This window comes from Anaerovibrio lipolyticus (genome assembly GCF_021531495.1).
GTDB lineage: Bacteria > Bacillota > Negativicutes > Selenomonadales > Selenomonadaceae > Anaerovibrio.
This window is the reverse complement of record NZ_JADYTY010000014.1, coordinates 1-12,247: the sequence shown is the minus strand read 5'-3', so window position 1 is coordinate 12,247 and position 12,247 is coordinate 1. Positions and strand designations below refer to the sequence as shown.

Here is a 12,247-nt window from a genome sequence, read left to right as displayed (position 1 = left end):
AATTTATGCCTCGCTCTGCTCTACAGCTACCTGCCAGGAGCCTATACCTTCTATTTCTACAATATCCCCCTCATGGAGACGACGGCGGCGAGCTGTTTCAATATTGCCATTTACCTTGATGATTTCGTCTTCCAACATCAGCTTCACCTGACCGCCGGATTCCACAATACCGGCCCATTTTAACAGCTGATCCAACTGAATATTTTCTGTATGAATTGTAATCTTTTCCATAAACTTTCTCCTTAGCCTTTAGCTTCTTACAGGGGTAACAATATAGGTGAAATATGGATCACTGGCGGTTCTAATAGCTGCAGAGCTAAGAGGACCATTCATGGACAGGGTAAATTCCTGCTCCTTTATAAGCTTCAAGGCATCATTTAGATAATCTGCATTAAAGGCAATTCTAATGTCCTCACCATCAATTACAGCTGTACCATATTCCTCACCATTACCAATTTCTGGATTCATAGAGGAAATCTTTACCATGCCATTGGAAAATTCCAAGGTAACTACATTGTAGTCATTAGTACGGGAAATAAGAGCTACGCGATCAATAATACCTCTGATTTCCTCAGTCTGCATGGTTATATTAGTCTTGAAATCCAAAGGCACAGCTCTGGCATAATCAGGATATTTGCCATCAATAAGACGAGAGGAAATATAAACATTATCCACCTCAAAGGAAATCTGGGTATTGCTGCAGCTAATGTTGACAGTTCTTGGCATATCGGACTGCAATACCTTGGAAAGCTCATTTAGCAGCTTGCCAGGAATAATCATTCTCTGATTGCCGTGGAAATCCTCCAGTCTGTCAGATTTGATAGCCATACGATGGGTATTGGTAGCTACCATAGTTACCTTTTCCTCCTGCAAATCCATGAGACAGCCAGTAAATACAGGACGAGCTTCATCAGCAGAGCAGGCAAAGCTGGTATAAACAATCAAATCCCTCAGGGTAACATCAGAAATCTGGAAATTGTGCTGTCCCTCAAATTTAGTTACAGTAGGATAATCCTCTGCTTCCATACTAAGAATGGAGAAACGGGAACGATTGGATTTGATGTAAATCATCTTTTCCTCAGCGCTGTATTCAATGTCAACTTCCTCACCAGGCAGACGACGAATAATCTCCTGAGCATACCGTCCAGCAAGAACTGCACTTCCTGCAATATTCACTTCTGCAGGGATATTGCAAATAATGCCCAGCTGATAATCTGTAGCTTGAAGAACAATCTGATTGTTTTCTGCCTTAATGTAGATACCAGAGAGGATTGGAGTTTGAGGCTTTGGAGATACTGCCTTCATTACAATGGATAAAGCCTGGACTATATCGGTTTTTTTACATTTAAATTTCATGATATGCACATCCTTTAGTTATTATTACTCGTTTATTTTTTTTAAGTTTTAGTAGCCGTATTAGTAGGGGCTGTGGAAAAGTGGATAAGCTATGCTAAAACTGATAGTTATCACAAGGTTCTTGTGTATAAGCTGTTAATGAATTTTATTAAAAGAGGGAAGGTTATCCACATTATGCACAGGATAATCCTTCCCCTAATTTTATACACAATCCGTATACAGGAAAAATCACCTGTTATCCACATGGTTGTGTAGATAGTGAAACTTACATCTTTTCGATGCTCTTAATAAGCTCCTGAACGGTTTTATCTAATTGAATATTGGAGGTTCTGTCCTTGGCTATTTTTTTATAGGCATGGAGGACAGTGGTATGATCCCGGCCCCCAAAGAATTCGCCAATCTGAGGCAGGGAAGTATCTGTCAGCTCTCGGCAGAGATACATGGCAATCTGTCGTGGCAGGGCCAGACTCTTATTGCGCTTACCGGAATTCAAATCTTCAATGCTAATCTTGAAGTGGGTAACAACTACTTCTCTGATTATTTCCAAGGTGATTTCCTTGGTAGTATTATCAGGGAAAATATTTTTTAGAGATTCTGCCACCAGTTCAGTAGTAATCCGGCTGCCGTTTAAGGAAGCATAGGCAACAACTCTGGTCAGGGCTCCCTCCAGCTCTCGAATATTGTTATCAATGCGGCCGGCAATATAAATCAAAGCCTCCTGAGGTACATCCAGATGCTCCAGCATAGCCTTTTTCTTTAGAATAGCGATACGGGTTTCCAAATCTGGCGCCTGAATATCTGCCAAAAGTCCGCTGGCGAAACGGGATTTGAGACGTTCCTCCAAGGTTTGAATCTCATGAGGTGGACGATCTGAGGACAGGACAATGGCCTTGTTGGATTGATAAAGGGCATTGAATGTGTGGAAGAATTCTTCCTGTGTCTGAATTTTTTTAGTCAAAAACTGTACATCATCTACCATAAGTAAATCAATGTGGCGATATTTCTGACGGAAAGCTTCAGTGGAGTTATCACGAATGGCATTAATCAGCTCATTGGTGAATTTTTCACAGGTAATATAAAGAACTCTTTTGGTAGGATCGTTTTTGAGAACCTCATGGCCAATGGCATGCATCAAATGAGTTTTGCCCAAGCCAACGCCACCATACATAAAAAGTGGATTGTAGGTTTTGCCTGGCTCCTTGGCTACAGCCAGAGCTGCCGCATGGGCAATACGGTTAAAATTACCAGTAACAAAATTGTCAAAAACATATTTTGGATTCAGGGATGATGCATCTCCAGGAGCCACCTTGGAAAAGGTTTCCGAGCGGCCAGTAAATTCTGGCTGTGGAGTATCAAAATCCAAATGTCCCTGGGGACTGTCCTCATGTACCTCGTCATGGTGGACATGAGTTGGAGGAGGTGGCGTCTCTACGGGATGATATTCAATCTGAATGTTAATATCCCCCTCAAGATTCTGCATAAAATCCAGCTTATGGCAGGCTTCACGGCAGGCATCAAGGGTAAAATCCTTGTATTTATCCTCAAAAAATTTGACAATCACCGAATTGTCCGTGCTAAGAGTCAAAGTATTATTTTCAAAGGACACAGGCGTCAGGGGCTTTAGCCATCTGTCAATTGCTCCGGGAGCAAGATTGATGGCTACCTCCACCAAAGCAGCCTGCCAAAATTCTTCCAGCTGTTTTTCTACCATATGTTAACGACCTCACAAAAAAATTATCCACTGATAAATAAATTTATCCACAACTGTGAATAAATTTGTGGATAAATGGGAAAAAGAAGAAAGGAGCCAGTAAAAATTGCACCTTTCTTTCATTATTATATTTGTCATGAATTATATTCACAGGTTGTGAATAAGTCTCATAAAAGACCTATAATATTCTATCAAAAACACGAGGAGTTATCAACAGAAAAATGTGTAAAAATAAGGAAAGCTGCAAAATTTATCCTACGGTATTTTAGATTTATCCACAATGGTAAGGGAAAAATCCTTGACACAGGGGGTGGCTTAGTCTATAATTTTTGGTAGTTTAGATTCAATGTATAATGTTTGAATTGGGTTTGACCGGGTGATTTGCCCGTAAATATATAAGGAGGTGCACTACTTTGAAGCAGACTTTTCAGCCTAACAATCATTGGAAGAAGAAGACTCATGGTTTCCGTGAGCGCATGAAGACTAAGGGTGGCCGTCAGGTATTGGCTCGTCGCCGCGCGAGAGGCAGAAAGAAGATTTCAGCATAATATTAGGTCACCTCGGTGACCTATTTTTATTATTGTGAAAGTTTCTTCTCTAGGGCAGCTGTTGGTAAATTTATCTAATGGCTGCCTGAGGGATTGCTGAAATGGAGTTTTTGTCATGTACAATTTGCCGAAGGGTCGTATTCTGCGCCGCAAAAGCGATTTTCAGAAGATTCACCGCTTCGGAAAATCTTATGCTAACAGGTATCTGGTAATGTATGTCTTTACAGCAAGCGGGCTGGAGGACAGGGTAGGCTTTGCCGCAGGCAAAAAGCTTGGCAATGCAGTTACGCGTAACAGAGTCAAACGTCTTATGCGTGAATGCTACAGGCTAAACCAGTTTAAGATTAAAGAGGGTTATACTCTGTTGCTGGTTGGCCGCAAGGCAGCTACCACCGAAAAGTACGATGTTATCGAAAAGGCTTTTCTCAATTTAGGTAGAAAAGCGAAGGTATTGAAGGGATGATTTCAGTTGAAAAGAGTGTTGCTTTTCCTGATAGAGGTATATCGCAGGTATATTTCGCCCTTGAAACCACCATGCTGCCGTTATATTCCCACCTGCTCGGAGTATGCGGTGGAAGCTATTAAAAAGTACGGAGCAGGCAGGGGGGGCTGGTTGGCCTTCAAGCGTATTATGCGTTGTCATCCCTTCCATGAGGGCGGGTATGATCCTGTGCCGTAGTGTAGAAACACTGAACAGCAGGCAATAGGTCTGTTGTCACCAACGAAGGACGTGTTGTTTTGGAATTTATGATGAACCTCTTTGAGCCATTGACTAGTGTTTTCCGCTTCATTTTCGAAGGGTTTTATGACATTACAGCTATGGCGGGCATTGCCAACTATGGTATTGCCATTATTTTAATGACTATTTTGGTTAAGGTATTGCTTTATCCATTAACCGCTAAGCAGGTTCGTTCTATGAAGGCAATGCAGGAGCTGCAGCCTGCATTGAAGAAGCTTCAGAAGGATTATAAAAATAATCCTCAGCTTTTGCAGCAGAAGATGGCAGAATTGTATAAGGAATCCGGAGTAAATCCTCTGGCCGGCTGTCTGCCATTACTGATTCAGATGCCTATTCTCATGGGAGTATATTATACTCTCTATGGATATAACTATACAGGAGATCCTAATTTCCTGTGGTTGACCAGCTTGTCTGAAACAGATCCTACCTATGTACTGCCTGTTCTGTCTGCCCTGACTACCTATATTCAGCAGAAGCAGACCATGACCAATAATGGCGGTGACAACCAGCAGATGAAGCTGATGAGCTATATGATGCCATTGTTCATCGGTTGGATTTCCTTGAGTTTCCCTTCTGGTCTGGTGGTTTACTGGGTAACCATGAATATTTGCCAGATTATTCAGCAGTGGTATATGTTTAGAGGCGAAAAGTCTCAGGCAGCCAATGTAGAAAATGCTGATAACGGAAAAAAATAAGGCGAGGTAAGATTGATGGCTGTAGAGATTGAAAAGACTGGCAAAACAATTGATGATGCCAAAAGAGCTGCCCTGGAGGAGCTTCAGGTTGCAGAAAATATGGTGGAATTTGAGGTTCTGGAGGAGCCATCCAAGGGCTTTCTGGGACTGATTGGCAATAAACCAGCTAGAATTTTGGCCCGGCTGCGGGAGCTGACTCCAGCTGAAAAGGCAGAGGAGTTCCTAGCTAGCATTTTTGAGGCCATGAAGCTGGAGGTAAGGATTGATCCTATGGATACCAAGGATGGAGTGGTTATGAACCTGATTGGTGAAAACCTTGGCATTCTCATAGGCAAGCATGGTCAGACTCTGGATTCCCTTCAGTATCTGGCAAATCTGGCTGCCAATAAGGGCCTTGTAGAGGACAAGGTTCGTATTATTCTGGATATTGAAAACTATAGAAGCCGCCGTGAGGATACCCTCCGTCGTCTGGCTATGCGCCTGGCTGACAAGGTACGCCGCACAGGTGAGAGAATTGTGTTGGAGCCTATGAACCGTCATGAACGGAAGATTATTCACATGGCTCTGCAGAATAACTATCGGATTTCTACTTATAGCTCCGGTGAGGAGCCTTACCGCAAGGTGGTTATTGAGCTGAAGCGGGGAGGCCGTCGCGAGCGTCGGGACAGGGATTTTTTCTTTGCCCCTGTAGAGCAGGAAGAAGATTAATTCTATAGCTGATAGCTGTGAAAGGGCTGTCTGCAATCTAATTATCTATTGCGATATTGTTGCGTAATGGTATAATCTGATTGAGGCGGCTCTTTTTTTGTGTAGTAGATAGTATGTGAGGAAGATAGTATGCAGCAGGAATATACCATAAGTGCCATAGCAACTCCTGTAGGACAAGGTGGCATCGGCATTGTACGCCTAAGCGGAGAAAAGGCTGTGGACATTGCTCAGGAATGCTTTAAGCCGGCAGCAGGAGGCAAAATATCAGACTATGAGGCCAGAAGGGCAGTTTTTGGCTATATATATAAGGAAAATGGAGATTTTCTGGATGAGGCTATTTGTATTGTTATGAAGGCGCCTCATTCCTATACCTGTGAGGATGTAGTGGAGCTGCAATGTCATGGGGGACCTGTGGTTTTGAAGGAGCTTTTGGCGATGACCTATAGGCTAGGAGCCAAGCCAGCAGAGCCAGGGGAATTTACCAAGCGGGCTTTCTTGAATGGACGGCTGGATTTGACACAGGCTCAGTCTGTAATGGATATGATTCAGGCTAGAACTACTATGGCCAGAGAGGCTGCTGCTAATAATCTCCAAGGAAAGCTGTCAGAGCGCATTGGAGAAATGCGGCAGGAGATTTTAGGGGTAATTGCTCATTTGGAGGCATCCATAGATTTTCCAGAGGATGATATTGAGGATGTAGCTCTGGAGGAGGCAGAAATGAAGGTGGAGCAGCTTCATGGAGCTGTAGAGGATTTGTTGGCTTCCGCTGAAACAGGCCAGATTCTGCGGGATGGTTTGCAAACAGCTATTATTGGCAGGCCAAACGCAGGCAAATCCAGCCTATTGAATCTCATGCTGGGACAGGAGCGGGCTATTGTTACGGATGTGCCAGGTACTACCAGGGACAGTATTGAAGAATATATGAATATTGGGGGTATTCCCTTGAAGCTGGCTGATACAGCCGGTATTCGGGATACGGATAATCTGGTGGAAAAAATCGGGGTGGAAAAGGCATACAGCTATGCTCGTGAGGCGGAGCTGGTATTGGCGGTAATAGATGGCAGCCAGCCTTTGACGGAAGCCGATGATCCGATATGGCATCTCCTGAGCCAGTGCAGCGGTAAGATTATTATTATTAATAACAAGGTAGATAGGTCGCTGGAGGAAAATATTCTTACAGCAGAGGAAATCCGCCAGGAGGCAGCTAAAAAAGAGGTTGAAGATGTCTACCAAGTTATTAATCTTTCTGCCAAGCAGGGCCAAGGCTTGAAGGAGCTGGAGGAGGCCATAAAAAATCTGGTTTTTGCTGGCAAAATCAACTGCCGTGAATCTGTAATGGTAAATGATGCCAGACAGGCAGATATTCTGAGGCAGGCTATGGTACTGCTGGATCAAACCCACATGACTCTTATGAGTGGCATGAGTGAGGATTTTGTAGTAATAGATCTGCGGTCTGCCTGGGAAAAGCTGGGGGAGATTACAGGGGAAACTTTAGATGAGGATATTATTGACGAGATTTTCAGCCGTTTTTGCATAGGTAAATAAATTGGCTGTAGAAATACTGGAGATATTGTAATGAAAGATGATATATTTATTGCTGGCAGCTATGATGTAATAGTTATTGGTGCCGGTCATGCCGGGGTGGAGGCTGCTCTGGCAGCAGCCAGATTGGGCTGTAATACCATGCTGGCTACTCTAAGCATGGACAATATTGCTATGATGCCCTGCAATCCTTCTGTAGGAGGCCCAGGCAAGGGACATTTGGTTAGGGAGCTGGATGCTCTTGGTGGTCAGATGGGTATTAATGCAGATGAAACCTGTATCCAGTTTAGAATGCTGAATACAGGCAAGGGGCCGGCAGTTCATGCTCTAAGAGCTCAGGCAGACAAAAAGCATTATCAGTTCCGCATGAAAGAAGTTTGCGAGAATCAGGATAATCTTGATGTCAAGCAGCTGCTGATTGATGAGCTGATTGTGGAGGATGGTTGTGTGAAGGCTGTCCGTACCGAAAATGATGAGTACTACACCTGCCGGGCGGCTATAATGGCTACGGGCACCTATCTTAAGGGTTCTATTATTATTGGCCAGCATACCCATGTGGGAGGGCCAAATGGCCAGCGTTCCGCAGAGAAATTTTCGGAATCCCTGCTACAGGCTGGCATAAAGCTGATGCGTTTTAAAACCGGTACACCAGCCAGAGTAGATAGCCGCTCCCTTGATTATAGCAAAATGCAGATTCAGCCAGGGGATGAGGAGGCACGAAATTTCTCCTTTATGAGTGACACTGAAACAAGAGAGCAGGTGCCATGCTATCTTACCTATACCAATGCTGCTACTCATAAGATTATTATGGATAATATAGATAGAGCTCCTATGGCTAATGGTCTTATTAAGGGCGTAGGGCCTAGATACTGTCCTTCCATTGAAACCAAGCTGGTAAGATTCCCAGATAAAGAGCGGCATCAGCTGTTTTTGGAGCCAGAGGGATTGCATACCAATGAGGTTTATGTTCAGGGTATGTCCACCAGTCTGCCTATGGATGTGCAGATAGACTTCCTGCACACTATTCCAGGGTTGGAGCAGGCCAAAATGATGCGGCCTGGTTATGCTATAGAGTACGATTGCATTGATCCTTTACAGCTAAAGCCTACCTTGGAATTTAAAAATATTCAGGGATTTTTCTCTGCTGGCCAGTCCAATGGTACCTCAGGCTATGAGGAAGCTGCGGCTCAGGGCTTGATTGCCGGCATTAATGCTGCTATGAAGCTGCAGGGAAAAAAGCCATTGGTGTTGAAACGTTCTCAGGCTTATATTGGGGTATTAATTGATGATTTGGTTACCAAGGGCACCAGTGAGCCTTATAGAATTATGACCTCCCGGGCGGAGTATCGTCTGCTGCTGCGGCAGGATAATGCAGATATGAGATTGACACCTATCGGCCGTCAGCTGGGTTTGGTACAGGATGATAGATGGGAAAGATTTCAGGCTAAGAAGCAGGCTATTGATGAGGCCTTGGAGCTTTTGAAAAATACTATTATTAATCCTAGTCAGGATATGCTGGCCAAGCTATCTGAGGCAGGCATTGCAGAAATTAAGAACAGTCAGAGCCTGTATGATTTGCTGCGGCGGCCTGATGTAAGCTACGATGCCATTCAGCCGGTTTTCGCCTTGCCTATTTTGGCAGATGAGGTGAAAAAGCAGGTAGAAATAACCATTACCTATGATGGCTATATCCAGAAGCAGTTAGAGCAGGTTGCTAGAATGGAAAAGCTGGAAAGTAAGTCCATACCGGAGGAGTTGGATTATGATAATGTGCCTAATCTAAGGGATGAGGCCAGAGAAAAGCTAAAGGATATCCGGCCAATTTCCTTGGGACAGGCAGGCCGTATTTCCGGCGTATCTCCAGCAGATATATCTGTGTTAATGATTTATTTGGAGCAGCAAAGACGACAGAAGGGGGAGAGCTGATGGAGTTTCGGGATTATCTTCAGGAGGCAGCAGAGGCCTATGGCCTTTGTCTTACAGAAAGAATGGTGGAGCAGTTTACTCTTTACTATGAGCTGCTGCTGGAATGGAATGAAAAAATTAATCTGACGGCTATTACAGAGCCTAAGGAAGTAGCTATCAAGCACATGATAGATTCCCTTAGCTGTTTGGATGAAAAGGTTTTCCCCGAGGGAGCCTCTGTTATTGATGTAGGGACAGGGGCAGGATTTCCCGGTATTCCCTTGAAAATATTTCGGCCGGATTTGAAACTGACTTTGCTGGATTCCCTGAATAAAAGAATCAAATTCTTGCAGGAGGTAGTAGATAGTTTAGAACTTTCTGAGGTACAATGTATTCATGCACGAGCCGAGGAAGGGGCGAGAAATAAAGCTCTGCGAGAGAAATTTGATGTGGCTGTATCAAGGGCGGTAGCTCGTTTGCAGGTATTGGCGGAATATTGTATGCCTTTCGTAAGGGTTGGTGGCTATTTTGTAGCTCTCAAGGGAATGAAATATGCTCAGGAGTCTCAGGAGGGACAGCGGGCTGTAAAGCTATTAGGTGGTAAGGATTGCCGGGCGGTGCCTGTTCATTTGCCATCTTTAGAAGATAAAAGAGCGGTGCTTTATATCCAAAAGTTGAAGAACACCCCTAAGGCCTATCCCCGTAAGGCAGGTACACCGGATAAGAATCCATTGTAAAGGTATTTTTAGACCAGATATGGTAAAAAAGAAGAGGAGTGAGATTATGTCAAAGGTATTCAGTATTATGCTGATTTGCTTGCTGATGGTGGCAGGCAGTGCCGCTGCTGGAGAGCGAAATAATACAGCATCCTATAATAGGTTGGCAGACAAATTTAACCATGCTCAGCCGGCTTATGAGCAAGAGGAGGAAAATAATCAGATAGCAGATAGATATTTTAAACTCATGGCCGATGATAGCTTCGTTTACTATATGGATAAAAAAAGTGCCAAATGGATTCTTTGTCCTAATAGCCGTGATGAGTATATCGTTGATGTATGGATTCGTTTGGAGCCTATAGCGGATGGGGCAGATACAAAGTATAGCTATCCTGCTAAATATTATTTGGAGCATTATTACTTGCGGCCAGATAAGGAGCAGGTACAGTTCCTCTGCGAGCTGGAGGTAACAGGCCGTCCAGACAATAATGTGAACCAGAGAAGCTATGATCCACAAAATTGGGAGTCATTGGTGCCAGAAAGTGTGGAGGATGGCATCTATCGGGCTGTCTTGAAGAAAATGAAAAGTAAAACCGGTGGCCTTGTCAACGGCCCCGGGGGGAATATAATGGAGGACTGGTTCAGAATTTCCATATAAAAATTAAATTTTACTTTTTCAGAGGGAATGGAAATTTTTAGATGGAGATAGCTTGATGAGCAATTACACACCTCCGTTTCATATGACGGATAAAATTACATATCTGATTGCCGAAATCAGTGAACAGGTAGGCAGGATTACTGTTTTGCAGGAAGGAACTATAAGTCCTCATTTGCGACGTGGTAATCGTATTCGCACGATTCACTCCTCTCTAGCCATTGAACATAATTCCTTATCATTGGAGCAGGTAACGGCTATTTTGGAGGGCAAGCGGGTTCTAGGTAATCCTAACGAAATTAAAGAAGTACAGAATGCATATGAGGCATACGAGTTAATGCTCCGTTTGAATCCATTATCAGTTAAGGACTTGCTCAAAGCTCATAAGCTGATGATGCAGGGATTGGTGCCAGAAAACGGCAGATTCCGCTCTAGGGGAGTAGGTATTTTTGCTGGTAAGACCTTGGTTCACATGGCTCCTCCGGCGGAATTTGTGCCAGAACATATTCATAATCTTTTTGCATGGTATAAGGCATCTAAGATTCATCCTCTTGTTAAAAGTGCTGTTTTCCACTATGAGTTTGAGTTTATCCACCCATTTGCGGATGGTAACGGCCGCATGGGACGGATGTGGCATAGTCTGCTTTTAGGCAAATGGAAGGAAATGTTCTTTTGGCTCCCTATTGAAGAATTAATCCAATCTCGGCAGAAGGAATATTACGATGCTCTGGGGATTGCAGATAGAAAGGCAGACAGTTCCGGTTTTGTGGAGCTTATGATGGAAATCATTCGGGATAGCTTAAATGAGGTTGCAGTTGTTGGTCGCAGCACCGATCAAGATAGCGACCAAGTCACCGACCAAGATAAAAACCAGATAGATAGAATTATAAGTGTCATTGGTGAGGATACCCTTTCGGCTGCAGAAATAATGGCAAGATTAGGGCTTTCTCACAGACCTACATTCCGTAAGAACTATCTTAACCCTGCCTTGGAGCAGAATTTGATTGAACGTACCATTCCAGATAAACCGAATAGCAAAAACCAAAAATATCGTAAAAAATCATAATTTTTTAAGCAAAATATGTATGTGCTATTGGGGCATGGTAATTGAAAAATTGCCATGCCTTTTGCATTAGTGGAATAATAATTGCGATCAGGCAGGATTTTGAGTTTTTATGTGGAATTGTTAAAGAGACAGCACTTTACAACTTTTATGCTGCATAACCCTGATTCCGGCCCATAGCTGCCAAGAACTCCATGATGATATCGGAATTTTTGGCAGTTTGGGCATAATCAGCCAAACTGCCAAAAAATATTTCCTTGTTTATCAGCTCATTTAACTTATGTCTAAATTCCTGTGCACTCATATGCCTATATTCATAAAACATATTATCTATATACGGCAGTATTTTTGTCATACTATGAGCAATATTTATCATGTTTAAGAGACGTTCAATCCTGATATGTTTGCGCACCATATATTTATCGATAGACCAGAATGTTTTATGCTCATAGTAATTGGTTTCAATAGGCCAACTAAGTTTATACAATTTCAGCGGATAAAAAAATGCTTCTTCTTTTCCCTCACCATGAAAATCATTGATGGAATCAAGAGAAAGCTTGTCTCCATATTTTTTAGGCCGTCCACGTTTTCCAGATATAGGCTCAGGCA

Annotated in this window: 13 protein-coding genes and 1 pseudogene; 10 read left to right on the top strand and 4 right to left on the bottom strand. The window is 43.3% G+C overall.

Annotation, left to right across the window (positions count from 1 at the left end; translation table 11 throughout):
• Positions 1–3 precede the first annotated feature (3 nt).
• The 3 genes from I6E26_RS06395 to dnaA form a co-directional block, all read right to left on the bottom strand.
• Complete coding sequence (locus I6E26_RS06395; RefSeq protein WP_235321021.1) at positions 4–231, bottom strand: RNA-binding S4 domain-containing protein; 228 nt, start codon at positions 229–231, stop codon at positions 4–6.
• 18 nt (positions 232–249) lie between these two features.
• Entirely contained in the window at positions 250–1,356 is a 1,107-nt protein-coding gene (dnaN, locus tag I6E26_RS06390) for a DNA polymerase III subunit beta (RefSeq protein ID WP_235321020.1), read from the bottom strand.
• Between the two features lie 265 nt (positions 1,357–1,621).
• Positions 1,622–3,067 (bottom strand): chromosomal replication initiator protein DnaA, encoded by a 1,446-nt coding sequence (gene dnaA / locus I6E26_RS06385; protein ID WP_235321019.1) that lies wholly within the window; start codon positions 3,065–3,067, stop codon positions 1,622–1,624.
• 413 nt (positions 3,068–3,480) lie between these two features.
• Here dnaA and rpmH point away from each other — a divergent pair, with 413 nt between their 5' ends.
• The 10 genes from rpmH (at position 3,481) to I6E26_RS06335 (ending at position 11,641) form a co-directional block, all read left to right on the top strand.
• On the top strand, positions 3,481–3,615 hold the full coding sequence (gene rpmH, locus I6E26_RS06380) for a 50S ribosomal protein L34 (protein ID WP_235321018.1): 135 nt from the start codon (positions 3,481–3,483) through the stop codon (positions 3,613–3,615).
• Positions 3,616–3,730: 115 nt separating this feature from the next.
• The gene (gene rnpA, locus I6E26_RS06375; protein ID WP_235321017.1) at positions 3,731–4,078 is read left to right on the top strand and encodes a ribonuclease P protein component; all 348 of its coding nucleotides are present in this window, start codon (positions 3,731–3,733) and stop codon (positions 4,076–4,078) included.
• Positions 4,079–4,084: 6 nt separating this feature from the next.
• The gene (gene yidD, locus I6E26_RS06370) at positions 4,085–4,294 is read left to right on the top strand and encodes a membrane protein insertion efficiency factor YidD (RefSeq protein WP_235321016.1); all 210 of its coding nucleotides are present in this window, start codon (positions 4,085–4,087) and stop codon (positions 4,292–4,294) included.
• 68 nt (positions 4,295–4,362) lie between these two features.
• Positions 4,363–5,049, top strand: coding sequence for a YidC/Oxa1 family membrane protein insertase (locus I6E26_RS06365; RefSeq protein ID WP_235321055.1), 687 nt, complete (start codon positions 4,363–4,365; stop codon positions 5,047–5,049).
• A 15-nt stretch (positions 5,050–5,064) separates the two neighbouring features.
• Positions 5,065–5,757, top strand: coding sequence for an RNA-binding cell elongation regulator Jag/EloR (jag, locus tag I6E26_RS06360; RefSeq protein WP_235321015.1), 693 nt, complete (start codon positions 5,065–5,067; stop codon positions 5,755–5,757).
• 129 nt (positions 5,758–5,886) lie between these two features.
• Positions 5,887–7,302, top strand: a complete 1,416-nt coding sequence (mnmE, locus tag I6E26_RS06355) for a tRNA uridine-5-carboxymethylaminomethyl(34) synthesis GTPase MnmE (RefSeq protein ID WP_235321014.1) — start codon at positions 5,887–5,889, stop codon at positions 7,300–7,302.
• 42 nt (positions 7,303–7,344) lie between these two features.
• Positions 7,345–9,225 (top strand): tRNA uridine-5-carboxymethylaminomethyl(34) synthesis enzyme MnmG, encoded by a 1,881-nt coding sequence (mnmG, locus tag I6E26_RS06350; protein ID WP_328228029.1) that lies wholly within the window; start codon positions 7,345–7,347, stop codon positions 9,223–9,225.
• Entirely contained in the window at positions 9,225–9,941 is a 717-nt protein-coding gene (gene rsmG / locus I6E26_RS06345) for a 16S rRNA (guanine(527)-N(7))-methyltransferase RsmG (RefSeq protein WP_235321012.1), read from the top strand. Before mnmG ends, rsmG begins: the two co-directional genes overlap by 1 nt.
• 46 nt (positions 9,942–9,987) lie before the next feature.
• Positions 9,988–10,578, top strand: coding sequence for a hypothetical protein (locus tag I6E26_RS06340; RefSeq protein WP_235321011.1), 591 nt, complete (start codon positions 9,988–9,990; stop codon positions 10,576–10,578).
• 55 nt (positions 10,579–10,633) lie between these two features.
• Positions 10,634–11,641 carry a Fic family protein gene (locus tag I6E26_RS06335; protein WP_235321010.1) on the top strand — a complete coding sequence of 336 codons (1,008 nt, stop codon included), beginning with the start codon at positions 10,634–10,636 and terminating at the stop codon, positions 11,639–11,641.
• A 145-nt stretch (positions 11,642–11,786) separates the two neighbouring features.
• On the opposite strand, the pseudogene I6E26_RS06330 reads toward I6E26_RS06335, so the two are convergent.
• Positions 11,787–12,247, bottom strand: a pseudogene (locus tag I6E26_RS06330) (hypothetical protein); the annotation flags it as partial.

Excerpts from the sequence above, each read along its gene's own strand:
- rsmG (WP_235321012.1), top strand. The coding sequence starts at position 9,225 with ATGGAGTTTCGGGATTATCTTCAGGAGGCAGCAGAGGCCTATGGCCTT.
- dnaN (WP_235321020.1), bottom strand. The coding sequence starts at position 1,356 with ATGAAATTTAAATGTAAAAAAACCGATATAGTCCAGGCTTTATCCATT.
- I6E26_RS06340 (WP_235321011.1), top strand. The coding sequence starts at position 9,988 with ATGTCAAAGGTATTCAGTATTATGCTGATTTGCTTGCTGATGGTGGCA.
- jag (WP_235321015.1), top strand. The coding sequence starts at position 5,065 with ATGGCTGTAGAGATTGAAAAGACTGGCAAAACAATTGATGATGCCAAA.
- I6E26_RS06395 (WP_235321021.1), bottom strand. The coding sequence starts at position 231 with ATGGAAAAGATTACAATTCATACAGAAAATATTCAGTTGGATCAGCTG.
- I6E26_RS06335 (WP_235321010.1), top strand. The coding sequence starts at position 10,634 with ATGAGCAATTACACACCTCCGTTTCATATGACGGATAAAATTACATAT.
- rnpA (WP_235321017.1), top strand. The coding sequence starts at position 3,731 with ATGTACAATTTGCCGAAGGGTCGTATTCTGCGCCGCAAAAGCGATTTT.
- dnaA (WP_235321019.1), bottom strand. The coding sequence starts at position 3,067 with ATGGTAGAAAAACAGCTGGAAGAATTTTGGCAGGCTGCTTTGGTGGAG.
- I6E26_RS06365 (WP_235321055.1), top strand. The coding sequence starts at position 4,363 with ATGATGAACCTCTTTGAGCCATTGACTAGTGTTTTCCGCTTCATTTTC.
- mnmE (WP_235321014.1), top strand. The coding sequence starts at position 5,887 with ATGCAGCAGGAATATACCATAAGTGCCATAGCAACTCCTGTAGGACAA.